We start from the raw sequence: 24,423 nt of genomic DNA on the forward strand, positions 1-24,423 counted from the left end.
CTTCAGGTCGCGTAGGCGGTCTCGCCGTAGACGTCGCCGTCGTCTTCGGTCACGAGGACCCAGTACCCTTCGCCGGGTTCGAGGTTCTCGCTACTGGAGACGTCGGAGAAGCTCAGGCGACCGTTCTCCGTCTGCTGGTAGACGGTGGTGAAGTCGCCGGCTTCGATGGCCGAGAAGGCGACGTCGCGGTTCTGAGAGCCTTCCTGCCAGTGACCGACCAGGTTCCAGCCCTCGTGGACGTCTTCCGACCCGGGCGTCGCGGACTCCAGGCTTCCGGAGCTACCGGGCTGGTTGTAGACGTTCATGTCGAGGGTGGCGCTGTGGTTCATCACGAAGATATACCCTTGGCCGCCTTCCAGCGTTTCCAGCGTGCTCGTGTTGTCACCGGGCGTGTAGTGGCTCCATCCGTCCTCGTCGTACGCCCAGACGGTGTCGTTCTCCGTCAGCGCATCGATCTCGGATAGGTCGACCGCACCGCTCGCCGCGGGTAGGGAGACCACGTTGTGGCCCTCTTTCAGGTTCAGTTCGATGGTGTGAACCGTGGTGGTGTCCGAGGCGTTGGTGGCATTCGCGGAGTCACCAACGTAGTTATCCTCGACGAAGGCACCGTCGGAGACGTTCAGTGCGGGCGAGTCGCCCGTCTGGAAGTTGTCGCCGAAGGTGACCTTGACGAAGCCCTTGGTAGCAGCGCTGTCTGCGGTGACGCTACTGGCCTGCACGCGAGCGTCGCCGACGTTGATGAGCTCCGAACTACCGAGGTCGTCGACGACGGGCTCGTTGAACTCGACGCGGACCGTCGTGCTCGAATCGCCCGCATCGATGATTTGCGCGTCGGTGACGTGCGGGTCTTCGCCGTCGGTGCTGAACGTGCTGGTCTCGTCGCTATTGAGGAGTTTCTGGTCGTTCTCCCCAACGGCGGAGATCAGCGTGGCCTTGTAAGCACCGTCGCGGTCGTCGACGGTCGCCGTGTAGGTGACGACGCCGGTCGTGGCGTTGTAGTCACGGCTGAAGTCGTCCAGCGTGAGCGTCTTCGTCACGGAGCTACCGAAGTAGCTGTCGGTGCTGTTGACGCCGACGGTGAGACTACTCAGGTTCGAGTTGGTCTCGAACGTAACCTGCGCCGTTCCGGCGTCGCTACCGTTCAGGCCTTCGGCCTCGAACGTGCGCACGTCGAGGTTGTTGACGGTAACGTTGACCGTCTTCGAGACCTTGTTGTTAGCGTCGTCGGTGACGTTCACGCGGAACGTGAGCGTCCCGTCTTCGAGCTGGGTCGTGTCGAGTTCGTCCGTCTCCGCGTCGAAGACATTCGTACTCGTACTGAGGTCGATGGTCGTGAACGAATCGTTGTTCGAACCGTTGTACTCGTAGGTGACTGCGTTCCCGTCAGTGTGCGAGACAGTGAACGCCTCGGAGACGTTCACGTCGCCGTAGACGAGTTCACCTTCCGAGAGGGTGCTCGAGACCGACGGGTCGTAGTTGTCGAGGAGGACGGTACCGCTGGCGGTGTCGCTGTTGTCGGCGTCGTCAGTGACGGTGACCTTCAGCTTGATGTTGCCGTCCTCGAACTGCGTCGTGTCGAAGCTCTCCGGCGAGGAGACGGTCTGGTAGTCCTCGGCCGGGAAGCCGCCGCTCGCGTTCGTGTTGTACTCGTAGGTGACGGTCTGGTTCTCACCGCTGATGTCGAACTGCTCGGTGAGGTCGAGCGTTTCGTTGAGCGTACTCTCACTGAAGTTCGCCTTCGCGCTCGGGACCTGCGTGTCGTACAGGAACGTCCCGTTGTTCACGCTCGTGTTAATCGACTTTCCAGCCTTGTCCTTGGCGTTGCTGACTTCGACTTCCGCAGTAGCGTCGGCCGACTTCGTCGGGAGGGTAATCTTACCCTTCCACGTTGTGTTGGCCGGGCCGAAGCCGTTCGTCCCGAAGGTTCCATTATTGTTGACGGTGGCGTCGGTCACACCGTCACCGTTGACGTCGACCGTAACCGACGGATTAACGGTCTGGTCCATCGGTTCGCTGAACTTGACCGTAACGTTGCGCTCGACGCCAACGTTGCTGGCGTTCACCGGCGTGTCGTCGACGGTCACGCTCGTGACCCGCGGCTGCATCGAGTCGACGGTGTAGGTGAACGCCGACGAGTTGAGGTTGTCCACGGAGTCCGCGGAGGTCACGACGTACGTAACGTCGCCCTGCGGAAGCGCCGGAACGCCCTTCTGCGACGAGTCGACGGTCAGCGTGCGGCCGTCGAACTCGACGCCCGTGGTGCTGTCGGTCGCGCTGTCGAGCAGGACGTTGCCGTCAGCGTCCTTGACGGTGACTTCGACGGTGTTCGGGTTGACCGCCGAGTACGTGTCCGTGATGTCGAAGGTCAGCGTCGGCTCGTCGGTGGTGAGGTACGAGTTGTTAGCCGTACCGGGACTCACCTTCGGGCCAGACGCGTCGACCTTGAACGTCCGACTCGTCTGGCTGTAGTTACCGTTCGAGTCGGACGCGAACACCTTCACGGTGACCTCTCCGTCCGGAAGCGCGGACACACCGTCGCTACCGGGGTAGACGGACAGCGTCTGGCCGTTGAAGTACACGCCGGCGTCGTTGGGCGTGTTGGCCGAGACCAGACCGCCGCTTGCGTTGTAGATTCCGACCTCGATGCTGTCCGGGTTGATGCCCTGCGAGTCGTCGATGTCGACTGCGATCTTGTGTTCGTCGTCCGCGATCTTCTCGCCGGAAGCCAAGTTCCAGTTGCTGTATGCCGGACTGCTGCCGACACTGACCGAGTCGGACTTGGGGCCAGCCCAACTGTTCCCGAAGGTATCAGTGGCGCTGGTCACCGTGGCCGTGTGAGTCCCTTCGAAGGCCTTCTGCGTGTACGTGTAGACGTACGAACCGCCGTTCGAAGCACTCTGGGCGAAGTCCGAACGAGTCAGACTCTGGTTCTTGGCCGTCTCGTTGTTGTACTCCACGGCGATGGCACCGTCAGAGGAACCTAGCTGCTCCGAGGCGTTGATGGTAATCTTGGCCATTCCGTCCTCGTGAGTGACGGTGAACTTGTTAATGGACGGTGCCGTCGCGTCCTTCGTGACCGTGGTGTTGGCGGTGAGACCGTCGGCGTTCCCGTTCCCGGCGGCATCGGTCATCTTCGCCGAGATTTCCACCGTGCCATCGTCGAAGCTCGAGGCGGCAATACCGGACACCGACACCTCTTGCTCTTGAGAGTCATCGTCCGACAGGCCCGAGATATCCTTCGACGCCGTTTCGGTCGTCGAACCGTTCTTTAGCTGAACGGTCAGGGTGCCGTCCTCGGGGTCGTCGGTCAGGTTGACCGTGACCGAGTAACCGGTCTCGTTACTCGACACGATAGGCCCACCAACAATCGAGACGGGGTCGTCGGGAGCGGTGTAGTCGGCCGTGACGGTGGCGCTATCTTCTGCGCCCATACCGTCGAGGTCGACGGTCACGCTCGCCGAGTTGCCGTCAGCGACGCTGAGCTTGTCCTTGGTATCGTCACTGGAGCCACTCACGAGAGTGAACGAACCCCAGTAGTTGCCGTCGCCCGCTCCACCGGTGGACGAGCCATCAGCGCCACTTCCGTCGTCAGCGAGAGTAACGGTGATGGAACCACCGTTACCATTCGAGACGGTAACTTTCTGAGTGCCACCAGTCGTTGCACCGTCTGTGGCTTTGATGTAGACTGTTTCGCCGTCCTGTGCTACCGAAATCTGGTTCCCACCCACGCTGTCGTGGATGGTAACCGTGTCTGTGTTGGCCGCGACGGCACTCCCGGTGAACGCGATGGACCCTCCGAAGACGGAGAGGACCATCAGCGCAGCGAGGAATACCGCGCGCGCCTTGTCGCGTGCTTCGTTCCGATTCATGGTTGATTTGATTCTTCCAATGCGGGGGTAGCCACCCACCCGACCATCGGCCGCGTTAAGGTCGGCGTGGTACCTACCTCCCGCATCTACTGTCGGTATATATCGTGGACATATAAAATGTTTATGCAAACAGAAATTCCTTGACATGGACCAGTTAAGATACAGGTAATCGCCGGAAGGAGTGGTATAATCGGGGCATATCACCCGCGGTTCGTGTCTATCGGCCGACGCTCCGAGAGGCGATACTGCCTCGCACCGCGTGTCGTGAACGTGCCCGCGCGAGTCCACTACTACGCGAGTTTTTAGACCGCTGAGGACCACCGAGAAGTTTCTGATAGCGGTTCAGAAATGGTCATAAGCCGCTTCTAGAGACGGTATAACAATATTTAGATGTCTAACAGTCACCTGCGAGTCACTAACGACCGCATCGAGGAGACTCACTCGGTCCGAATGCTCCGCTCGACGACCGCGTCGAAGTCCACGTCCGAATCACCGTACGAATCCCGGTGGTCGAGCACCGCACGCCCGCGGTCGGTAATCTCGTAAAGGCCGCTGTTCTCGGCCGGGCCGACGCGTTTGACGAGTTCGAGTTCGGCTAGATGAGGCAGACGAGTGTTCACGTAACTTCGGTCCTTGTCCAACAGGAGTGAAATGTTCTGGGCCGTGTTCCGGCCGTGCTCTTCGAGCGCTTCGAGTATCTCGAAGTCCGTCGGTTCGGCGAGTTTCATCAGCTCGGACCCTCCAGACTGAGTTGTACTGTTAACATATACTGTTCCTACTTACCGACGGTATTTGTAGTTTGGACACAAAAGTATTTTGAAGCGACGAGAACGGGGAGAAACAACGGAGTACGGACGGGTTACTCGGCGTCGGACCGCGACTCGAGCGTTTCTTCGACGGCGGCGTCGAAATCCACGTCCTCCTCTCGGTACTTCGAGCGGTTTTCGAGAACGGCCCTGCCCTTCTCGGTGATGGCGTAGAGACCGCTGTTCGGGGCGGGGCCCACACGTTCGACGAGCCCGTAGTCCGCCAGAATCGGCAGTCGCGTGTTCACGTACGCACGGTTCTTGTCGAGTTCGTGAGCGAGGTTGACCGCGTTGTTCCGTTTTCCGTCAGAGAGGGCCTTCAGAATATCGAAGTCCGTCGGGGTAGTGAGCTTCATTGTCTCGTCTTACCTCGGAGTGGTTTATAAACATACGTGAAAAGGACGGGTAATACCCTGGTAGTATTTACTATTAGTATGTGTGGAACGTCCATATTGATGCAGAAATTTTAGGCCACGGAGGGCGGACTCTACCGGAGCGAGAGTCGGCCGCGTCGGTGCTGAGTCAAGAGACTACTCGCCGTTCTGCCATTCGGCGACCGCTTCGCTGGCCAGTTCGAGTTCCTCGATAATCGTCTCGTGTTCGTCGATGGCGCGTCGAATCGACTCCTGAACCGAATCGAGGTTCGCCGAACCGTCGCCTCGGTGGGTCAACAGGAGGTAGTTTTCGAGCGCTTGCGTCGAGTGTGCGTTGGCGTCCAAGAGCGTTTTCGCCAGTACCCATTGAAGTTCCTCCGCGTCTTCGAAATCCTCCCCTGTGGACGAATCCGTTATATCCTTTGTGGCCATCTCTCAACTGTTCCATCATACCACACCAACTTAAAATGTTTCCCCTATGAAAAGTATGTGCTACAGATACGATATTTTTATTAACACTATCTGTTACGAAAAGCAAGAAAGCCGGCACGACGCCTCGGAACGACTCATTCGAACCGAAATCCTGTTGTCGGTATACCGGTAGTCGAACGTATGGAAACGGTTCGTGCGACCGATTATCACGACATCGTACAGGTCGAGGAGCCGCGCGTCTCGCCCGACGGCGAGCGAGTCGCCTTCGTCCGGAAAGTGCCCGCGGACGACGACGAGTACGAGGCGACGGTACACGTGGTCCCGGTCGGCGGCGACCAGCCGCGTCAGTTCACCGTCTCGGAGGGCGTAGACAGCCAGCCGCGGTGGAGTCCGAGCGGCGACCGCATCGCGTTCGTCAGCACGCGGGGCGCGGACGACGACCGGCCGCAACTCTGGATTGTGCCCACCGACGGGGGCGAGGCCCGGCAAGTGACCGACGTGGTCGGCGGCGTCGCCGAAATCGCGTGGTCGCCCGACGAACGCAGAATCGCGTTCACCCAGCAGGTCACGGCGGACGACCGCGAGGAGGACCGCGACACCGGTCTCGACGGCGAGGACTTCGAACCGGAAGACCCAGACCCGCGGGTCATCGACCGGAAGGTCTACCGGGCGGACCAGCGCTACTTCGACGGGAAACGCTCGCACGTCTACGTCGTGGACCTCGATGGCGAGGCGCAACGCGCCTCGGGAGGTCGAGCGGGGGACTCGCGAGGCGAAGTGAGGCGACTCACAGACGGCGACCACGACCACCTGAACCCCGAGTGGGCCGACGCGACGACGCTGCTCTACGGCGCGCGCCGGACCGGGGACCCCGACGACAACATCGTCATCGACGTGGTGGAGTACGACCTCGACGCGGGCGAGGAGACGGAGACCGTCATGCAGACGACGGGGTGGACGCCGATGCTCGCGGCCGCGAGCGACGGCCGACTCGCCTACGCCCACACGCCGGAGGAGAACGCGACGCTGAGACAGACCGAAATCGAGGTGCTGGATCGAGAGACCGGTGAGGTGACGACGCCGACCGAGGGCCTCGACCGGACGCTTTCGACGGCGATGGCGCCCCAGTGGGGACCCGACGAGGAGAATCTCTACTTCCTGACGCCCGACGAGGGCGACTACGCCGTCTGGCGCGCGCCGGGCGACGCCGAGGCCGACCCTCGGCGCGTCGTCGGCGACGGCGAAATCGAGGACGCCACGGTCGGGCCGGACAAGGTGGCCTTCGTCCGGTCGGAGTGGGACCACCCCGGCGACGTGTTCGTCTCGACGCTCGGCGGTGCCGAGTCCCGACGGCTCACCCGGGTCAACAGCGACTACCTCGACGACCGGGCGGTCTCCCAACCCGAGGAAATCCGGTTCGAGAACGGCTCCGGCGACGAGATTCAGGGCTGGGTGCTCACGCCACCGGACTTCGACCCCGACGAAACCTACCCCCTCGCGGTCGAAATCCACGGCGGCCCCCACGCGATGTGGTCCACCAGCGGGACGATGTGGCACGAGTTCCAACTACTCGCGGCGCGGGGGTACGTCGTCTTCTGGTCGAACCCCCGCGGTTCGACGGGGTACGGCGAGGAGTTCATGGCCGCGCTCGGAGGCGGCCAGTGGGGACCGCCCGCCTACGAGGACGTGATGGCCGGGGTGGACGAAGTGGCGAGTCGCGACTACGTGGACGAGGACGACGTGTACGTCACCGGCGGGAGCTACGGCGGTTACATGACGACGTGGATAGTCGGCCACACCGACCGGTTCTCGGGCGCGGTCAGCCAACGCGGCGTCTACGAACTCAACAGTTTCTACGGGTCGACCGACGCCTTCAAACTCATCGAGTGGGACTTCGACGCGACGCCGTGGGACGACCACGAGTTCCTCTGGGAGCGGTCGCCCACGGCCTACGCCGACGAGGTGGACACCCCGACGCTGCTGATTCACAGCGACGACGACTACCGGGTCCCGGTGAACAACGCCGAGATGCTCTATCTCACGTACAAGAAGAACGGCGTGGAGACCCGACTGGTCCGCTACCCGCGCGAGGGCCACGAACTCTCCCGGAGCGGCGAACCGGCCCACGTCGTGGACCGACTCGAGCGCATCGTGCGCTGGTTCGACGGCTACTCGGACCACCACGACGCGCCGAAGGCGCTGGAGCGCGGCGACGAGGGTCTCTCCGCGGGCGAAGAGGACGAAGGCGGTGACGAAGACGATGACGAGGAGACAGGCGACCGACAAGCCGACGGAGAGACGGGCGGAGAGTAGATAGGCGGAGCAGTGCCGGTCAGAGGGCCGGCTGTAGGGTGTACCAGAGCAGCACGACTCCCACGAGACCTGTCACGGCGGCCCGTCCGGCGCGCTCGCCGGTCGCACCCTCGCGTCCGCTGTCGGAGAGGAGCAGCGACTCTCCGGTCTCGTCGCTCACCGCGCACGACCCTCTGTCGGAACGCGTCGCGGTTCCGGCGACGAACAGCGAGTCGCCGGTCTCGATTGTCCCGACGTAGTACCGCCGGTCGCCCTGCGTCGGGCCGGACTCGCTGCTCGGCGGGGCGGGGTCAGCGGGCGTTCGCTCGGGAACGTCGTGGGCGGTCTCGAACTGCTGAATCTCCGGCGGGAGGTCGGCCTCGACTGGAACCGACTTCCGCGGCGAGTCGAGGTCCGCGAGGTCGAACTCCGTCCCGAGGACTTCCCGCTCGCCGACGACCTCGACGGTGATTTCGCCGCTCGCGTCGGTGAGTTCGAACGGGGTCGTGACGTACCCGCTTGCCTGCTCGGTCCAGCCGCTGTGTTCGCCGAGTTCGTGCCCGATGAACTCCTCGACGCGCCACGCCGCGAACACGCACTCCCCGCCGCCGAGCGGTGCCGTGACCGTCTCGGCGCCGCCCGACTCGTTCGCTTTGGCTTGGACGGTGCCGTCGAGAGCCACGGCGTCGCCGTCGGTGACGTCGCCGATTCGCTCGGCGTCCGGGTCGGTCATCGCGCGCCGTTGACGTGCTACGGAGGCGGCGTGCCAGAGGAATCCGACTCCGAACAGTCCCGCGACAAGGTGAACGACGACGCCGACCGGTCCAGAGTACATTATCGACTCCATTCCGAGGTCTGATAAAAAAGCGTTCGGCTGGACGGCAGAAACTGTCCGCTACGTCCGGTGTAGAGTCGGCTTTTGGACCTACTCAGAAGAGGAGAGGACTGACAACACAGAGGGCATTCATTGGTCACTTTTCGCACACGGGGGGTCGGCTTCGGTAGCGACGATTAGGGCAGACAACCCAGAGCCCTCTTGCGTTCTTGTACCCGAAACGAGGGGGTTGCGGTCGAGGAGACACACGTCGACGTGGACGACTTCGAAGGAGTACCGTCCGCGGTAGAGGGTGGCTTTCGTCAGCAAATCCTGCCAGATAATCGCCTACAGGCTCGGGGTTCTCCAGTCGATACGGAGGGGTTCGTCAGTCCACGATGATGTCGGTGTCGCCATCCTCGATGACCGGACGCTCGTCGGGTTGCATCTCGGACTCGTAGCGGTCTATCCAGTCGGCGAAGCACTCGGGACAGAGTCGCTGGCTGTCGATTTGCGAGCGGTCCACGGTGAGTCGGACGGTGCGCGCCAGCGCGTCCGAGACGGGGTCCCGGCAGTCGTCGCAAGGGTCGGCCTCGTCGTCTGTCATGCCTCGTGGTGTGTCGGGACGGCTTATGAATTTTGGTGAGTAGCGACCGGTCGGACGCGAACACTTTTGCACGCAGACGGCGTGCGTTCGCCGATGAGCGACGACGACTACTGCATCGCCGTCGCGGTGGGCAACCCCGACAACGCCGAGCAGTTGGTCCGGACCGCGAGGGACGTTGCCCGCGAACGCGACGGCGAAGTGTTCGTGGTCGGCGTCGTCGTCACGCCCCAAGAGTCGCCGTTCGCGCTGTTCACCGACGAGGTTATCGCCCGCGAATTCGGCGGCGAGCGACGGGGCGTCCTCGACCGGGCGGTGTCGGTCGCCTCCGGGACCGGTGTGCCGGTCAGCGGCAAACTGTTCGTCGCCTCGTCGGTGGCCCGCGGGGTCCTCCACGGCATCCGAGAGCGCGACTGCGACGCGCTACTGCTCGGTTGGCAGGAGCGGACCCGACAGAACGCGGTCCTCGGGACCAACGTCGACCGCATCGTGCGCCGGGCGGACTGCGACGTGCTGGTCGAGAAAATCGGCGCGCTCGCCGGAACGGTCGAAGCGGTTCTCCTGCCGGTGGCCGAGAGCCGACACGCCGACCTCGCGGTGTCGGTGGCGCGGGCCATCGCGGCCAACAACGGCGCCCACGTGACGCTGCTCCGAGTCGTCGAGTCGCCGAGCGAGGAGTCCGAGGCCCGCGAGTTGCTCGCGGCGAAGGCCGACTCGCTGTCGGGCGTCGAAGTCGAGACCGCGGTCCGGGAGGGCGACGTCTCGGCGGTCATCGTCGCGGAGTCCGAGCGCCACGACGTGACGGTCCTCGGCGCGACCCGGAGGGGCGCGATTCGGCGGCGAGTCGTGGGTTCGACGCCCCGAGCGGTCGGACGGCGCGCGAAGGGGACGATTATTCTCGCCAAGCGCGGCAGCGAGTCGCTGGCGTCGCGGGTGTTCCGGTTGTAGGTCGGGAGAACGGAAGTCGAGACGGAGCGAGCGAGACGGAACCGGACCGACTACTTCGTCCGGAACGCTCGGTCCCCGGCGTCGCCCAGTCCGGGCACGATGAATCCCTCGTCGTTGAGTTCGTCGTCGATGGCGACCGTCAGCAGGTCGGCCTCGTCGAACTCGTCGCCCACGCGGAGCAGGCCCTCGGGCGCGCTGACCGCCGAGAGGACGAACAGGTCTTCGGGGTTCGGTTGCTCGTTCAGTACCTCGTCCAGCACCGCGCACATCGTCGACCCGGTGGCGAGCATCGGGTCGGCGACGATGACGGTGTCTTTCTCCTGAATCTCGGGGAGTTTCACGTAGTCGATGGTGATGGGGAAGGTGCCGTCCTCGTCGCGGCCCGCCTCTTCGTTGCGGCCCGCGCTGATGACGCCCTGTTTGGCGCGCGGGAACGCCTTCAGCAGGCCCTCCACGAAGGGCGTCGCGGCCCGGAGGACGTTGATGATGACCACGTCGTCGAGTCCCTTGACGCGCTGGCCGGTCGTCTCGGTCAGGGGCGTCTCGATGGAGACGTACTCGGTCTCCATCGCGCCGTCGATGATTTCGTAGCCGCAGATGCGGCCGAGTTTGACGAGGCCCTTCCGGAAGCCGACCTGCTCGGTCTCTACGTCCCGGAGCTTCGAGAGCGTGTCCTGTGCCAAGGCGTGGGTGACTAGCTTGGCGTCCCCGCGGTCTTCGATGGTCATGTCTTGTCCGTATGCGGGAGACGCGGGGCTTTAGCTCTTAATATGGGCGGCGAGTCCGCGTGTGAGTCCCACGGGCCAGCGTGCCAGTTTGACACCGAGGACGCCCCCGAACAGGAGCCAGTGAGGTGCGTCCGCGAGGACGTGTCCGAGGAAGTCCTCGGTCGGGTCCACCTTGTCCCAGTGGACCGCGTAGTGGTCGGCGAACTCCTTGACGTGTATGCCCTTCCCGTCGGGGAGCGGTCGTCGGTAGTCGGCGCGCTGACCGCGGGGGTCGCCGGTGTGGAGGACAAATCCGGCGCTGGCGGGAGACGGGAGCGCGTCCTTGGCGACGTGCAAATCGATATGGTGGCGCTCTCGGAGGACGCGCGCGACCACGGCGTCCCACGGCGAGAGGGCCGCGCCGCAGTCTCGACACCGCGACCGAGTCGCGTCGGTCTCGGTTTCGCAGGTCGGGCAGGGTTCGGTCCAGTCCCACGAAACGCGGCGTTCGCAGGCGTCGCATCCGCGTCGGAGGTGGTCGAGCGGGGCGTCGCAGTGCGGGCAGTTCGCAGTGCTGTCCGGCGATTTCGCCATCGATTGGCCCTTTCGAGCAGGCGTTATAAACTTTCGGCAGACGCGCGGCCGACGAAATCGGCGGCGCTACTGGACGACCAGATAGGTCAGGACCATCAGAACGCCCGCGGCGAAGGCGACGGTCTGCCACGCGAACGCCAGCAGGCCGACCCGCGACAGGCCCCAGACCACGAGAGTCGCGAACGCGGCCGACAGCACGAGGTTCATGAGGAACAGCACGCGGGGGTCGCCCTTCGAGTTGGCCATCGGTTGCGGTTCCACCCTCCGCCGACTTATCTCTTTCCCGACACCGGGCGGTGGGTCGGCCGCCGGTCGGGAGTCGGCGGGAGCGAACAGAGGCCAGCAGACAGAAAACCGCGCGGTGCGTAGCAAACGCCATGCGACCGGAGAACGGAGTCGGAACCCCGGTGGACCCGGTGCCGTTTCTGGTCGTCGCAGCGTTCGGGTTCCTGTTCTGCTACAGTTTCGGTCCCGCCTACTTGATGGCGTTCGGCGCGGAGTTGGCGGGCGGACTGGGCTACTCCACGATGGTCTTTCTCGGTCTCACCGGGTTCGCCTACCACCGGTTCGTCTGGAGCGCCCGGCCCGGCCTCCGGGGCGAGGTCCCCGCGCACCTCCGCCTGCGCAAACTCGTGCTGGCCGGGGCGGCGGTCGCGGCCGTCCTCGCGCTCCTCTCGCTCCCGCTGCTGTAGCCTTCGGCGCGAGCGCGACCGTAACCCTTTCTTTCCGACCTGCGTAGGGCCGACGATGCGCGAAGTCGAAGTCTCGGCGTTCGTGCCCGCGCCGCCCGCGGCGGTCGAGCGCGCGCTCACGCCCGAGGCCGTGGTCGAGTACGAGGGGAGTTTCGAGGTACGGAACGTCGAGCAGACCGACGACGGGTGGACCGTGACCGCCGGCGCGAGCGGTCTGTCGCTCCGACTCGACTTCGAGGAGCGCCCGGACGGTCTCGCCTACCGCCAGCGCGGCGAGGCCGGACCCTTCGAGTCGATGGAGACCGAGATTTCGGTCGCGAACGAGAACGAGGGGAGCAGAGTCACGATGCGGTCGTCGGTCGGACTCGGGCTACCGCTGGCGAGCGTTTCGGACCGCGTGGCGGCGTGGAAGCGGAAGGGCGAACTCCGGCGGGCGCTCGACCGACTGGCCGCGGACGTGTGACTCTCCGAGAGGGTCGCCGGAGGGCGAAGCGGGCGGTTCAGAATTTTTCCTGAGGCCAGTATCTGACGGAGAATGGTCGTTCGGAGTGCGTTCGTCGGCAACCTTTTATCGGCGGAGCGACTGCGTGATAAACGATGACACTTGCCGACCGGATAGAGGTGTACCGCGAACGAATCGAGGAGTGGCTTCACGGTCTCTATCACGGGATGATAGAGCATCCGGCCTTCGAACTCATCGAGAAGGAGGCCGAAGACACCGAAGACACCTTCATGTTCGCGTGCTTCGCCGACGCGTTCGGCATCCCGAGTCCGGTCTCGTACTACACCGCGGAACTGTTGCCGTATCTCGGCGAGGAGTTCCAGCAGTGGGAGCGACGGATGTGGGACCGCGAATCGCTCATCGAGCGCAAGGGCCAGCAGTACCACTTCTGAACGATTACACGACTCTCTCAATCATGAACAAGTTCGTCTTCTTCGGCGGCAAGGGCGGCGTCGGCAAGACCACGGTTTCGTGCGCGTACGGCCTCAAGTGCGTCCGCGAGGGCCTGAAGACGCTGGTGGTCTCGACCGACCCCGCGCACAGCACCTCCGACGTGTTCGACCAGCAGTTCGGCGACGAACCGAAACCCGTCGAGGGGTACGACGACCTCTGGGCGATGGAACTCGACCCGGACGAGGAGGTCCAGCGCCACATGCGAGAGATAAAGCGGACGATGAGCGACCAAGTGAGTCCCTCCATCGTCAACGAAATCGACCGCCAAATCGAGTTGGCCCACCGGACCCCCGGCGCGTACGAGGCCGCGCTGTTCGACCGGTTCATCGACGTGATGCGCGACTCCGAGGCGTACGACCGGGTGGTCTTCGACACTTCGCCGACCGGCGGAACGCTCCGCCTGCTCGCGCTCCCCGACTTCCTCGAAGGGTGGATAGACCGCCTCGTGAGCAAGCGCGAGAAGAGCATCGACCTCTACGAGAAGGCCGCCATCGGCGACCGGGAGGCCCGGCGAAAGACGGCGACCGACCCCATCATCGCTCGCCTGACCGAGCGCAAGGAGATGTTCGAGTTCGCCGGACGGACGCTGCGCGAGGACGCCGCCTTCTTCCTCGTGTTGAACCCCGACGAACTCTCCATCCACGAGACCCGCCGGGCCGTCGAAGACCTATCGGAGTACGACCTCGGCGTCGAGGGTCTCGTAATCAACAAAATCGCACCCGAACCCGACGAGGGCGAGGAGGGGACCGGCGCGACGTACCTCCGCGAGCGATACCGGACCGAGCGCGAGCGCATCGAGCGCATCGAGACCGAGTTCGCACAACCGGTCGTCGCCCGCATCGGTCAGCGCGTCGAGGAGGTGAAAGGCGACCTACTGGCAGACGTGGCGGACGAACTCGACATCGAAGTCGCGCCCGAGGTGAGCGTCTGAGGGGCCGGAAAGTATTCAAGCGAGATGAATGCTCGCATTTATTACTAGTTCTCGGCGCGACGCTCGCCTCGGCCCCGGAGAAGCGCCATCGCGTCCGTTGCGGTCGGTAACTCTAGGAAAAAATTTGAACAATCTTTAAGTCGCTGTTCTCCGTTCCCTTGGGACGAGGCGACACACCATGGTACAGGTAATTTGGTTGGTAGTTTCGGTGCTCGTACTGTTCAGCGCGGGGTATCTGGGATACTCCCGGTATCTCGCGAACTTCGTCGAACTCGACGAAGACCGAACGACGCCGGCACACAAGTACGAAGACGGGCAGGAGTACGTCCCGGCGAAGAAACCGGTCTTACTGGGGCATCACTATTCGAGTATCGCTGGCGGTGCGCCCATCGTCGGCCCCATCACGGCGGGAGTGGTGTGGGGTTGGGTGCCCGCGCTGCTGTGGATCGCCATCGGCAACCCCCTGATGGGGTCGGTCCACGACTTCGTGTCGCTGTCGAGCAGTCTGCGACACGAGGGCAAGTCCATCGGCTACATCATCGGCGAGTACGTCGGCGAGCGGGGCAAGAACATGCTGCTGTGGTTCGCGTTCCTGACCATCATCCTCGTCGTGGCGGTGTTCGCGCTGGTGGTCGCCATCGTGTTCAACGCCTTCCCGCAGGCGGCGACCGCGAGCCTCGTGTACATCGCGCTCGCGTTCGTGTTCGGCGTCTACCTCTATCAACTCAACCTCCCGTTCCTGCTCGGAACGGTCGTGTTCGTCACCGGCGTGTTCGGCGGCGTCTTCGCGGGCATCGAGTACCCGCTCGCGCTGTTCCCGGCCGCCGCCGACGCCTCGTACCCGGCGGGGACCATCGTCCTCTTCTCGGGCGGCGGCGGATGGATTCCCGGCGCGTCGAGCCTCGGGGTCAACACCGCGGCGTGGGTGCCCATCATCATCCTCTACGGCGGTCTGGCGAGCGCGCTCCCGGTGTGGATGCTGCTCCAACCGCGGGACTACCTCTCGTCGTTCCTGCTCTACAGCGGAGTCGGCGGCGCGCTGCTGGCCATCATCGTGGGCACCATCTTCGGCACGGCGTCCCAGCCCCTCGAAATCCAACTCGCCGCGTACAAGGGCTTCATGGGCGCGAGCGGGACGCCGTTGTTCCCGCTGCTGTTCATCACCATCGCGTGCGGGACCATCAGCGGGTTCCACTCGCTGGTCTCGTCGGGGACGACCGCCAAGCAGTTGAACAAGGAGACCGACGCCCGGACCATCGGCTACGGCGGCATGCTCGGCGAGGGCCTGCTGGCGACGGTCGCGCTCGCGACGGTCGCGCTCGTCGCCCCCGACGTGGGCGGCGGCATCGGTCTCGCGCTCCCGACGTTCGCCAGCGGCGGCGGCATCATCCTCACGTCGTTCGGCATCCCGACCTCGTTCGGCGGTCCGTTCATGGCGCTGGTGCTGGTTAGCTTCCTGCTGACCTCCACCGACACCGCGGTCCGCCTCGGACGGTACATGGTCGAGGAAATCGTCGGCACCGACGCGTCCGGCGTGGGCGAAGTCGCCAAGAACCGCTACGCCAACGCCGCGATACAGGGCGTCCCGGCGTACATCCTCATCACCAGCGGGTCGTGGCTCACCCTCTGGCAGTTGTTCGGCGGCGCGAACCAGTTGCTCGCGGCGCTCGCGCTCCTGACCGCGACGGTCTGGCTGGCTAACTGGGACGACTCGAAGCAACTCGTCTCGACAGGCGTGCCGATGGCGGTGATGGGCACCATCACCGTCCTCGGACTGGGTTGGCTCGCGTTCCACGACAACCTCTACGTCAAGTTCATCCAAGGAAGCGTGAACGACATGACGATGGTTCAGACGCTGTCGGCTATCACGCAGATGGTACTCGCGCTGGTACTCATCTACCTCGCGGTGTCGCTCATCAGAATCGGCTACGGCAATATCAAGGAGGCCCGCAGCGGCGCGGGTGTGGCCGCCACGGACGGCGGGAAACCGAGCGACGACTGACCGGTCCGGAGACCGGACCGCGGGCGAACTTTTCTTTCGCGCTCCGAGAACTCCGCGAGCGACCGGACTGGGAAATCTACCGACCCAAGAGACGAGCGAGGCGGCCGAGCAGTCCCGGAGGTCGCTCGGGGTCGGGCACGGAGTCCCACGTCCGGAACGCCGCGGTCACGTCGGCGCTCTCGCCGCCGACCGCCGCTTCGCGCTCTGGCGCGACGACCGCGAGCGTGACCTCGTAGTCGCCGTAGTAGCCCCACTTCAGGAGCGTGCGGTCCTTGAATCCCGAGACGAACTCGCGCACGTCGTCGGGCACCTCGGGCGCGACGACGACGAAGGTGAACTGGGTCCCGAAGTGTTCCTCGTCGGCGTCTATCCACTCGTCGGCGAGGTCGTGACCGAGGTCCACGAGGGCTTCGAGGTCCGGCACCGACACCGCGTCGGCCCGCCGGACGAAGAGGTGTTCGCGCTGTTCGTGATTGGCGTAGTTGAGCGCGGGGTGGAAAAACTCCTTCTGGGACTCGATTTTCAACTCCCCGTAGAGCGTGAACTCGCGGTCCCGGACTGCTCGGTCCTTTTCGAGGTCGTAGTTGAACATCAGGCGGTCGCTGACCCTATCGACGTACTCGTCGTCCCACTCGGGCACGTCGTCTGGAATCGCCTCCTCGGGGACCGTCTCGCCAGCGACGGTCACTTCGTCGTCCGAGTCGTCCGATGGAGACGACTCCGTCGTGGTGTCGGTCATTCGTCCGGTTCGTAGGCGTGGACGTCGTCGGTCGGCGGTGCGCCGAGGACGAGCGTCCGGACCGATTCGTCGGCGTCCTCGGGGACGAACGCGCGCTGGGGGCTGTCGGGTTCCACGACGAGAATCGACCCCTCGGGGACGACCCGCTGGCCCTCGGGCGTCTCGACGCGGAGGTCCCCGGCCTCGACGTAGAAGACCTCCTCTTGGTCGTCGTGGTAGTGGTACGCCAGCGGAATCTGCTCGCCGGGTTCGACCTCGTAGAAGTTGAGCGCGACGTTCTCCAGTCCGGCGGCGTCGCCGACCGCGCGCTGGACGCACGGCCGGTCCGGCGTCGGTTCGACCGTCTCTGGGTCGATGACGTGGTATCCCATGTGGGACCACAGACCACAGCGGGTTATAATACTCTCGGACGGGCGAGCGTCGCAGTTCACGGGGTCCCGACCGCCGAATCCTTAATAATCCGGACGCCCAACCGCCGTGCGAGAGACCAGCATGGAGGACAAGCGAACCGAAGCGTGCGGCCGGTGTTCGATGACCACCGTCGTCTCGATGTCCGAGGACGGCGAGTCGGGCGACCGACCGGGCCGCGACCCATTCGACGGCGAGCGCATCGAAGTCGCCGAGTCCGAGATGCAGACCGCCAATCGCCACGTGGTCTGGCTCGGACGACTCAAGCGCAGACTGGACGAGGCGGCGACTCGACTGACGTACGGCCGCTGACGATGCGGGGAGTGTCAGCGTCAGACGCACGTCAGCGTCGCCCGACAAGCGTATAACAGAGCCACCCTAGGGAGTCTATCAATGGAAGAGAGCGTTTCGGGCTTCAAGCTCCGCGGGACGTGGGGCGACATCGTCGAACACGGCGAGCGAATCACCGAAGCCCTCCGCGAAGCGGGCGTCTCCGGCGACGCCTACGACGAATGGGAAGAGTGGCGACCCAAACACCACGAGCGCCTCGGCGAGGACGTCTCCGAGAAGACCGCCGAGCAGGCGTCGGTCGGCGAGGGCGAGGGCGAGAAGAAGGGCAAGACGCCCGACGACGACCTCAAGACCGCGGGCGAGAAGATAAGCGAATCCTACGAGAAGTTAGAAGACGAGGACACCGACGAGGCCGTGAGCAAGTGGCAGGACTCGGTCAGCTACGTCGCACGCGCCGCCGACTCCGCGAGTCGGAAGGCGCTCCGGAAGGTCGAGGACACCGTCTACCAGAAGGTGATGACTCGGCTCGCACCCTACTACTTCGACAACGACCTCATCAGCGCCAACGTCCAGCAGGTCGGCCGCGGCGACGGCGAGGAGACGTTCGTCTTCGAGGTCAACATCAACGACGACGGTCTCAAGGAGGAGGTCAGCGACCGACTGGCCGACTACGAGGACGAGGTCAACCGCTGGCACGTCGCCACCGAGAAGCGCACCGACACCGCGGAGGCCGCCGAGGGCGTCGAAGCCCCCGAGGAACCCGAGGAACCCCACTCGAAAACGACCTGACCGCAGGACCGCGCGTCCCGAGTCGGACTCGAAGTCGAACCGAGCGCGAGCGGCCGGAAACCGGGCGACGCCGGTACCGGACGGCTCGAAACCGAAAGCCGGTACACTATTTTGTCGTGGGCGATAGTTCCGCGTATGGTCGGAACCGGCGTCGTGACGTTGGTAATCGCAGCTATCGCCAGTCTGTTCATGGCGTGGGCCATCGGCGCGGGGTCGTCTGGCTCGACTCCCTTCGCCCCCGCAGTGGGTGCGAACGCCATCTCCGTGATGCGGGCCGGGTTCTTCGTGGGTCTGCTCGGGTTCCTCGGCGCCGTGATGCAGGGCGCGAACGTCTCGGAAGCGGTCGGCACGGAACTCATCGGGGGCGTCCAGTTGACGGCCATCGCGGCGACGACCGGTCTGCTCGTCGCGGCCGTGCTGGTCGCCATCGGCGTGTTCACGGGCTACCCCATCGCCACCGCCTTCACCGTGACCGGGGCCATCGTCGGCGTCGGACTCGCGATGGGCGGCGACCCGGCGTGGGCGAAGTACCGCCAGATTTCGGCGCTCTGGATTCTCACCCCGTTCGTCGGTAGCTCCATCGCGTACGCCACCGCGAAGCTACTGCGCTCGGAGCGCACCTCCGAGGCGGTCGTCATCCCGCTGCTCGCCGCGCTGGTCGGTCTCATCATCGCCAACGTCAAGTTCGTCATTCTCGGCCCGCCCGACGTGAGCCAATCGGTGGCCGAGACCGCGGGCGAGGCGCTGTCGCTTCCCCCCATCGTGGGGGACGAGACCGGACGAATCGTCGTCTCGCTCGCCGTGGCGGGAGTCCTCGCCGGACTGCTCGCGTGGGACGTGCATCGGAATCTGGAGGCCGGACAGCGCCACTTCCTGCTGGCGCTCGGGAGCCTCGTCGCCTTCTCCGCCGGCGGGTCGCAGGTCGGTCTCGCCATCGGCCCGCTGGTGCCGCTGCTCGACCCCTTCGACATTCCGCTCCTGCCGGTGCTGGTCGGCGGCGGCATCGGTCTGCTCGCGGGGTCGTGGACCGGCGCGCCGCGCATGATAAAGGCGCTCGCGCAGGACTACTCGGCGCTCGGGCCCCGGCGCTCCATCGCGGCGCTCATCCCCTCGTTCGCCATCGCCCAAATCGCGGTCTTCTTCGGCATCCCGGTCTCGTTCAACGAAATCATCGTCAGCGCCATCGTCGGAAGCGGTTACGCCGCGGGAGGAAGCGGCGTGAGTCGAGAGAAGATGGGTTACACGGTGCTGGCGTGGCTGGCGTCGCTCGTGCTTGCGACGGGCGTCGGCTACGGCGCGTTCGCACTCATCGAGATGCTCGGGTAGTCGAACGGGCGCCGCGGAGAAGAGAATCGAACGACGTCAACCCTCGGTTTCGACGCCGTCCTCGAACTCGGTCTCCTCTTCCGGTTCGGTCTCGGCGCGCTCGGAGACGTCGAGTTTCGTCACGCGCGCCTTCATGATGCGGGTGTTCTCGACCTGTTCGACGTGGAGGCGCACGCCGTCGTAGGTGATGTCCTCGCCCTCCTCGACCAGTCGGCCCGCGCGGTTGAAGATGAACCCGGCGATGGTCTCGAACTCCTCGCCCTCTGGGAGGTCTATCTCCAGCGCCTCGTTGACCTCGTCGATGTTGAGTTCGCCCTGCACGATGATGGTCTCGTCGTCCACGAACTCGATGGGTTCCTCCTCCTCGCCTTCGAGGATGTCGCCGACGATTTCCTCGACCATGTCCTCCATGGTGACGAGTCCCTCGGTGGTCCCGAACTCGTCGATGACGATGACCATCTGCATGCGGTTCTCGCGCATCTCGGTCAGGAGTTCGTCCACGTTCTTGCTCTCGGGGACGTGGAGGGTCGGCTGAATCACGTCTTCGAGTTCGAGTTCCTCGTGTTCGCCGTAGGTCTGCTCCCGGACCAAATCCCGGATGTGGATGACGCCGATGACGTTGTCGAGGCTCCCCTCGTAGACGGGAACTCGCTCGTGGCCGCTCTGGACCAGCGTCTCGATGGCCTCCTCGACGCTCGCGGTCTTCGGGACGGCGGTCATGTCGAGGCGCGGTGTCATCACTTCCTTGGCGATGGTGTTGTTGAACCGGAAGATGCGCTGGAGCATCTCGCGCTCGTCTTCCTCGATGACGCCCTCGCGCTCGCCGGTCTCTATCATGTCCTGAATCTCGTCGCGGGTCACGTAGGAGGTCTCGATGGCCGAGCGGCCGCCCGTGACCTTGTTGACGAGGCGGGTGAGGTAGTCGAAGGTGACGACCAGCGGGAGGAGGACGTACTCCGAGAGTTTCAGCGGGCGGGCGATGCGGAGCGCCCACGACTCGGTGTTCTCGACCGCGTAGGACTTCGGCGCAGACTCGCCGAACAGCAGAACGAGAGAGGTAATTCCGAAAGTGGAGATGAGGACTGCCATCCCCGCGCTCTCGACGTGGATGCCGACGAGCGCCGTCGCAATCGACGACATCGCGATGTTGACGAGGTTGTTGCCGACGAGAATCGTCACCAGCAGGCGGTGAGGGTCGGACTTGAGTTCTGCGACCGCGTCCGCTCCGGGAACGCCGTCCTCCATGAGCGCGTCGACGCGGTGCTTGGCCAGCGAGAACATCGCGATTTCCGAGGAGGAGAAGAAACCGGAAAGCGCGATGAGGACGGCGATGGCCACGGCTCCGGCTCCGGTGACCTGCCAGTCCGAGAGGGTGACACCGAACACCTCTGCCATGGGAACGACACCGACAGACGCGGCCGTGAGTATCGGAAGTGACACCATTTAACAACTCATCTTCAGAGTCGGAACGATTAACTCTTTATTCTTTTCCCCGGAGACGACGCGGGACTGCCGCGAGCGAAGACCTTACCACCGATTCGGCCCTACGAACGGACATGAGTCAGTCAGCGACCGGTGGTTCGGCGATTACGCTGTACCGCTTGCAGGCCTGCCCGTTCTGCGAGCGCGTGGTCCGGAAACTACACGAGTACGACCTCGACTACCAATCGCGCTTCGTGGAACCGATGCACAGCGACCGCAACGTCGTCAAGCGCATCTCGGGCAAGCGGACCGTCCCGGCCATCGTGGACGAGAACACGGGCGTCACGATGAGCGAGAGCGCCAACATCGTGGAGTACCTCGAAAACACCTACGGGGACGAGGCCCGAGCGGACGGCGGCGAGGCGCGCGCAGACGCCGACGGAGGTGACGCCTGATGCCGGACTTCGAAGTCGTCTCGCTCCCCGACACCGACCACGTCGCGGAGGGCGACACCGCGCCGGACTTCACCCGACCGCTCGTCAACGACGAGTACTGGGAGGACGCCGCGCTCTCGGACTTGACCGACGAGGGGCCGGTCCTGCTGGTGTTCTTCACGATGGACGGCGCGTTCCCCGCGACGTACATGTGGAACGAGATTCGGGACCGGAACTGGGGTAGCGAGGCACAGCGCACCTCGGACGAAGCGAGCGGTGAAAGCGCGAACGACGACGGCCGAGAGTTGACCATCGTCGGCCTCTCCATCTCGGACCCCTACGCCCACAAGCAACTCGTCGAGGAACGCGGGATAGACTACCGACTCTTCTCGGACCCGCAGAACGGCGTCGCCGAGGAGTACGGCATCGTCAACGACCTCGACGGGATGGCGGGCGTGAGCGAACCCAGGCCCGCGGTCTTCCTGCTGGACGAGGACCGGACCGTCGAGTACGCGTGGGTCGCCGAGGAGTGGCCAGACTTCCCGGACTACGACGAGGTCGAAGACGCCATCGGCGAACTGTAGGCAGCGACGCCGATTTCGGGTTTACTGGTCCCGCCGACGCCGAAAGTCGGGCGGTCGGCGCGAACGCCGCCCCCGAGCGGTGACAGACGCTACGCTTTTTTCCACGGCCTCCCGAGACAGACGCATGAGCGAGGCAATCGAGGAGGCGGCAGACGCGATTCGCGCGGGCGAACTCGTCGTCTACCCGACCGAGACGGTGTACGGTCTCGGCGCGGACGCGCTGGACGAAACGGCGGTCGAGCGCGTCTTCGCGGCGAAAGACCGGTCGCACGAGAAACCGATTTCGCTCGCCGTTCCCGACGCGACGTCCGCGCTGGAGTACGTCCGCCCGACCGACCGCGAGGAGCGGTTCATGCGCGAGTTCCTGCCCGGCCCGGTGACGGTCCTCTGCGAGAAGCGCGAGTCGGTCCCGGACGTTCTGACCGGCGGCCGCGAGCGCGTGGGGGTGCGCGTGCCCGACCACGAGGTCGCGCTCGACCTCCTGAACGAAGTCGCGCCCGTCACGGCCACGAGCGCGAACGTGAGCGGGCGACCGAGCGCGACCCGAGTCGCCGACATCGACGACGAGATTCGGGACGCCGCCGCGGCGGTCCTCGACGGGGGCGAGACCGGCGGGACCGGAAGCACCGTCGTGAACGTCGAGACCGGCGACATCGTGCGCGAGGGGCCGAACGCCGACGACGTGGCGGCGTGGCTCGACGCGAACGCAGACGGCTCATAGTCCCAGTAACGACTTCAGCGAACGCGTTTTGACGCCGCACTCGGTCCGATAGTCGCAGGCTTGGCACTTCGCGTCGTTCGTCAGGCGCGGCGGCGGGCCGTCGAGCGACCGGGCGGCCTCTACCGCCGTCCGATACGCGGCTTTCCGCCGGGTGCCGAGACGCACCTCCCGAATCACCCCGTGGGTCGGGTACTCCACGAACGCGCGCTCGACCGACCGCTCGGCCTCCCACGAGAGCGCCTTCGCGGCGGCGACGGTCCGGACCGACTGGGGTTCCCAGACGCCCTGTTCGGGCGGGTCGCCGGTGAAGACCATCGCGGGCGTGGGCGCGTCGAGCGAGAGGACCTTGTGGACGACGCCCCGGCAGTCCTTCCCCTCGGCCACGCGCTCTCGGTCGCTCGGGTCCCGAATCTCGGACCACTCGGCGTCGAATCGCCGGCGAGCGTACTCCAGATTCGACCGGAACTCGTCGGGCGCGACCGACAGCGGCAGGTCCGCGAGGGCGTCGCGGTCGGCCGCCAACAGGTCGCCGTACCGGTAAGCGAGTTCCCGCCGCTCGGCCACATCGTCGGGAACCTCGAAGTCGTCCTCGCGCCGCCGATAGTACAACTTCCGCGGGCAGTACGCCGCGGTTTCGAGTTCACTGAACGGAACCTTCGACACGCGAGTTGTTCGTCGCGTCTTCAGGGATAAGGATTAGCCAACTCTAGTCACGGTAAAGAAATGGAAATGTTTCTTTGGCGATGGACGGCCAGCGAGCGACTGAGCGAACGCTCGGCCGAACCGCCGACAGTAGACGCCCAGTCAGACTACCGACAGGGAACGCTCGACTGAGCAACCGATACGGAATCAGCGTCCGCGCGAGTGCAGCGAGCGCGGTTCACCGCGAGCGAGGAACGGAGTGACGAGCGAGCGGACCAAGGGAGGACGAGAGCGAACGAAGTGAGCGGCGGGACGACCGCCGTGTTTTTCATGAAAGTTTTGCCAGGGAGAAATCGCGGCTTCGCCGCGGTTTCGACCGCAGCAAAAGTTTCAGAAGGAAACGTTCGTCTCCATCCCCTCGGTCGCGTCGTCCAGACCGTCCTCCTCGACGCCTTCGGTCATGCGGTCGGAGAGTTCGCGGTCCTGCAGGACGTTCTCGAACTCGTTCCGGAATCGGTCGTTGACGGTGCGCCGTTCCTGCTGGGTCTCGACGACGCGGCGGTAGCGTCGGACGGTCGATTCGCTCACGTCGAGTTCGTCGGCGCACTCGCCGGTGGACGCGTCGGCGTCGAGCAACTCCCGGAGGTCGTCCAAGTCGAACGGGGCGTCCTCGTCGGCGTCCCGGACGAGGTGGAGGTCGATGCGGGCGCGAGCGACCGTCTCCCCGAGCGAGGCGTCGCCGAGTTCGCGAGCGATTTCGGCGTCGGAGTCGCCCGCGTAGAAGCGCCGAATCACGGTCACGAGGTCCTCGTCGGAGAGCGTCGTCCCGAAGTCGTAGCGGTCGCGCATGCGCCCGACTACGTCCGCGAGGCGGTCGTCGATGGCCGTCTCCGAACTCAGCGACCCGTGGGTCTCCTCTTGGCGTTCGGTGACGGTGGATTCGTCGGTGACATCCATGAAGATGTCCCGGAGTTCCGCTGTCTTCTCGTCCATTCTCTTATGATGTGGGTCCCTCGTGTCGGCTATATAAAAATCTGTCGGCGATGG

General features: G+C 64.8%; 27 protein-coding genes. 13 read left to right on the forward strand and 14 right to left on the reverse strand.

Annotation, left to right across the window (positions count from 1 at the left end; all coding sequences use genetic code 11):
* Nucleotides 1-2: 2 nt before the first annotated feature.
* From M0R89_RS06150 to M0R89_RS06165, 4 genes are all read right to left on the reverse strand, one after another.
* Nucleotides 3-3,869 (reverse strand): surface glycoprotein, encoded by a 3,867-nt coding sequence (locus M0R89_RS06150; RefSeq protein WP_248651681.1) that lies wholly within the window; start codon nt 3,867-3,869, stop codon nt 3-5.
* 437 nt (nt 3,870-4,306) lie between these two features.
* On the reverse strand, nt 4,307-4,597 hold the full coding sequence (locus M0R89_RS06155; RefSeq protein WP_248651682.1) for a winged helix-turn-helix transcriptional regulator: 291 nt from the start codon (nt 4,595-4,597) through the stop codon (nt 4,307-4,309).
* Nucleotides 4,598-4,728: 131 nt separating this feature from the next.
* A complete protein-coding gene (locus tag M0R89_RS06160) occupies nt 4,729-5,031 on the reverse strand; it encodes a helix-turn-helix domain-containing protein (protein WP_248651683.1) in 303 nt (100 codons plus the stop codon).
* A 174-nt stretch (nt 5,032-5,205) separates the two neighbouring features.
* Nucleotides 5,206-5,481, reverse strand: coding sequence for a DUF8103 family protein (locus M0R89_RS06165; protein WP_248651684.1), 276 nt, complete (start codon nt 5,479-5,481; stop codon nt 5,206-5,208).
* A 180-nt stretch (nt 5,482-5,661) separates the two neighbouring features.
* Here M0R89_RS06165 and M0R89_RS06170 point away from each other — a divergent pair, with 180 nt between their 5' ends.
* Nucleotides 5,662-7,794, forward strand: a complete 2,133-nt coding sequence (locus tag M0R89_RS06170) for a S9 family peptidase (RefSeq protein ID WP_248651685.1) — start codon at nt 5,662-5,664, stop codon at nt 7,792-7,794.
* A 19-nt stretch (nt 7,795-7,813) separates the two neighbouring features.
* Here M0R89_RS06170 and M0R89_RS06175 read toward each other — a convergent pair whose 3' ends face one another.
* Together M0R89_RS06175 and M0R89_RS06180 are read right to left on the reverse strand one after the other, a co-directional pair.
* Nucleotides 7,814-8,608: a hypothetical protein gene (locus M0R89_RS06175; RefSeq protein ID WP_248651686.1), complete on the reverse strand. Its 795-nt coding sequence runs from the start codon at nt 8,606-8,608 to the stop codon at nt 7,814-7,816.
* Between the two features lie 367 nt (nt 8,609-8,975).
* Nucleotides 8,976-9,194 carry a DUF7569 family protein gene (locus M0R89_RS06180; protein ID WP_248651687.1) on the reverse strand — a complete coding sequence of 73 codons (219 nt, stop codon included), beginning with the start codon at nt 9,192-9,194 and terminating at the stop codon, nt 8,976-8,978.
* A 93-nt stretch (nt 9,195-9,287) separates the two neighbouring features.
* Between M0R89_RS06180 and M0R89_RS06185 the strand changes: the two genes are divergently transcribed.
* Nucleotides 9,288-10,139 carry a universal stress protein gene (locus M0R89_RS06185; protein ID WP_248651688.1) on the forward strand — a complete coding sequence of 284 codons (852 nt, stop codon included), beginning with the start codon at nt 9,288-9,290 and terminating at the stop codon, nt 10,137-10,139.
* Nucleotides 10,140-10,189: 50 nt separating this feature from the next.
* Here M0R89_RS06185 and upp read toward each other — a convergent pair whose 3' ends face one another.
* The 3 genes from upp to M0R89_RS06200 form a co-directional block, all read right to left on the reverse strand.
* On the reverse strand, nt 10,190-10,867 hold the full coding sequence (upp, locus tag M0R89_RS06190; protein ID WP_248651689.1) for a uracil phosphoribosyltransferase: 678 nt from the start codon (nt 10,865-10,867) through the stop codon (nt 10,190-10,192).
* A gap of 30 nt (nt 10,868-10,897) precedes the next feature.
* A complete protein-coding gene (locus M0R89_RS06195) occupies nt 10,898-11,440 on the reverse strand; it encodes a hypothetical protein (protein ID WP_248651690.1) in 543 nt (180 codons plus the stop codon).
* Nucleotides 11,441-11,506: 66 nt separating this feature from the next.
* The gene (locus M0R89_RS06200) at nt 11,507-11,686 is read right to left on the reverse strand and encodes a DUF8107 family protein (protein ID WP_248651691.1); all 180 of its coding nucleotides are present in this window, start codon (nt 11,684-11,686) and stop codon (nt 11,507-11,509) included.
* Between the two features lie 131 nt (nt 11,687-11,817).
* On the opposite strand from M0R89_RS06200, the gene M0R89_RS06205 reads away from it, so the two are divergent.
* The 5 genes from M0R89_RS06205 (at nt 11,818) to M0R89_RS06225 (ending at nt 16,020) form a co-directional block, all read left to right on the forward strand.
* On the forward strand, nt 11,818-12,132 hold the full coding sequence (locus M0R89_RS06205) for a hypothetical protein (RefSeq protein WP_248651692.1): 315 nt from the start codon (nt 11,818-11,820) through the stop codon (nt 12,130-12,132).
* A gap of 55 nt (nt 12,133-12,187) precedes the next feature.
* Entirely contained in the window at nt 12,188-12,595 is a 408-nt protein-coding gene (locus M0R89_RS06210) for an SRPBCC family protein (RefSeq protein ID WP_248651693.1), read from the forward strand.
* A 134-nt stretch (nt 12,596-12,729) separates the two neighbouring features.
* The gene (locus M0R89_RS06215) at nt 12,730-13,026 is read left to right on the forward strand and encodes a DUF7990 family protein (RefSeq protein ID WP_248651694.1); all 297 of its coding nucleotides are present in this window, start codon (nt 12,730-12,732) and stop codon (nt 13,024-13,026) included.
* A gap of 23 nt (nt 13,027-13,049) precedes the next feature.
* Nucleotides 13,050-14,018 carry an ArsA family ATPase gene (locus M0R89_RS06220; protein WP_248651695.1) on the forward strand — a complete coding sequence of 323 codons (969 nt, stop codon included), beginning with the start codon at nt 13,050-13,052 and terminating at the stop codon, nt 14,016-14,018.
* Between the two features lie 178 nt (nt 14,019-14,196).
* Complete coding sequence (locus M0R89_RS06225; protein ID WP_248651696.1) at nt 14,197-16,020, forward strand: carbon starvation CstA family protein; 1,824 nt, start codon at nt 14,197-14,199, stop codon at nt 16,018-16,020.
* Nucleotides 16,021-16,096: 76 nt separating this feature from the next.
* On the opposite strand, the gene M0R89_RS06230 is transcribed toward M0R89_RS06225, so the two are convergent.
* On the reverse strand, nt 16,097-16,759 hold the full coding sequence (locus tag M0R89_RS06230) for a DUF8052 family protein (RefSeq protein ID WP_248651697.1): 663 nt from the start codon (nt 16,757-16,759) through the stop codon (nt 16,097-16,099).
* On the reverse strand, nt 16,756-17,130 hold the full coding sequence (locus M0R89_RS06235) for a cupin domain-containing protein (RefSeq protein ID WP_248651698.1): 375 nt from the start codon (nt 17,128-17,130) through the stop codon (nt 16,756-16,758). The genes M0R89_RS06230 and M0R89_RS06235 overlap by 4 nt, the downstream gene beginning before the upstream one ends.
* Before the next feature lie 106 nt (nt 17,131-17,236).
* On the opposite strand from M0R89_RS06235, the gene M0R89_RS06240 reads away from it, so the two are divergent.
* The 3 genes from M0R89_RS06240 (at nt 17,237) to M0R89_RS06250 (ending at nt 19,573) form a co-directional block, all read left to right on the forward strand.
* Nucleotides 17,237-17,479, forward strand: a complete 243-nt coding sequence (locus M0R89_RS06240; protein WP_248651699.1) for a DUF8007 family protein — start codon at nt 17,237-17,239, stop codon at nt 17,477-17,479.
* Nucleotides 17,480-17,560: 81 nt separating this feature from the next.
* On the forward strand, nt 17,561-18,247 hold the full coding sequence (locus tag M0R89_RS06245; protein ID WP_248651700.1) for a DUF5828 family protein: 687 nt from the start codon (nt 17,561-17,563) through the stop codon (nt 18,245-18,247).
* A gap of 135 nt (nt 18,248-18,382) precedes the next feature.
* Complete coding sequence (locus tag M0R89_RS06250; protein WP_248651701.1) at nt 18,383-19,573, forward strand: inorganic phosphate transporter; 1,191 nt, start codon at nt 18,383-18,385, stop codon at nt 19,571-19,573.
* 36 nt (nt 19,574-19,609) lie between these two features.
* Here M0R89_RS06250 and M0R89_RS06255 read toward each other — a convergent pair whose 3' ends face one another.
* Complete coding sequence (locus M0R89_RS06255) at nt 19,610-20,968, reverse strand: hemolysin family protein (protein WP_248651702.1); 1,359 nt, start codon at nt 20,966-20,968, stop codon at nt 19,610-19,612.
* Nucleotides 20,969-21,129: 161 nt separating this feature from the next.
* On the opposite strand from M0R89_RS06255, the gene M0R89_RS06260 reads away from it, so the two are divergent.
* From M0R89_RS06260 to M0R89_RS06270, 3 genes are all read left to right on the forward strand, one after another.
* Nucleotides 21,130-21,450, forward strand: a complete 321-nt coding sequence (locus M0R89_RS06260) for a glutathione S-transferase N-terminal domain-containing protein (protein WP_248651703.1) — start codon at nt 21,130-21,132, stop codon at nt 21,448-21,450.
* Complete coding sequence (locus tag M0R89_RS06265; protein WP_368408856.1) at nt 21,450-22,013, forward strand: redoxin domain-containing protein; 564 nt, start codon at nt 21,450-21,452, stop codon at nt 22,011-22,013. Before M0R89_RS06260 ends, M0R89_RS06265 begins: the two co-directional genes overlap by 1 nt.
* 124 nt (nt 22,014-22,137) lie before the next feature.
* Nucleotides 22,138-22,734 (forward strand): L-threonylcarbamoyladenylate synthase, encoded by a 597-nt coding sequence (locus tag M0R89_RS06270; RefSeq protein ID WP_248651704.1) that lies wholly within the window; start codon nt 22,138-22,140, stop codon nt 22,732-22,734.
* On the opposite strand, the gene M0R89_RS06275 is transcribed toward M0R89_RS06270, so the two are convergent.
* Both M0R89_RS06275 and M0R89_RS06280 read right to left on the reverse strand, forming a co-directional pair.
* Nucleotides 22,729-23,397, reverse strand: a complete 669-nt coding sequence (locus M0R89_RS06275; protein ID WP_248651705.1) for a CRISPR-associated protein Cas4 — start codon at nt 23,395-23,397, stop codon at nt 22,729-22,731. The two genes, M0R89_RS06270 and M0R89_RS06275, sit on opposite strands and share 6 nt — an antisense overlap.
* A 369-nt stretch (nt 23,398-23,766) precedes the next feature.
* A complete protein-coding gene (locus M0R89_RS06280) occupies nt 23,767-24,369 on the reverse strand; it encodes a conditioned medium-induced protein 4 (RefSeq protein ID WP_248651706.1) in 603 nt (200 codons plus the stop codon).
* Nucleotides 24,370-24,423 lie beyond the last annotated feature (54 nt).

Source organism: Halorussus limi (assembly GCF_023238205.1).
GTDB lineage: Archaea > Halobacteriota > Halobacteria > Halobacteriales > Haladaptataceae > Halorussus > Halorussus limi.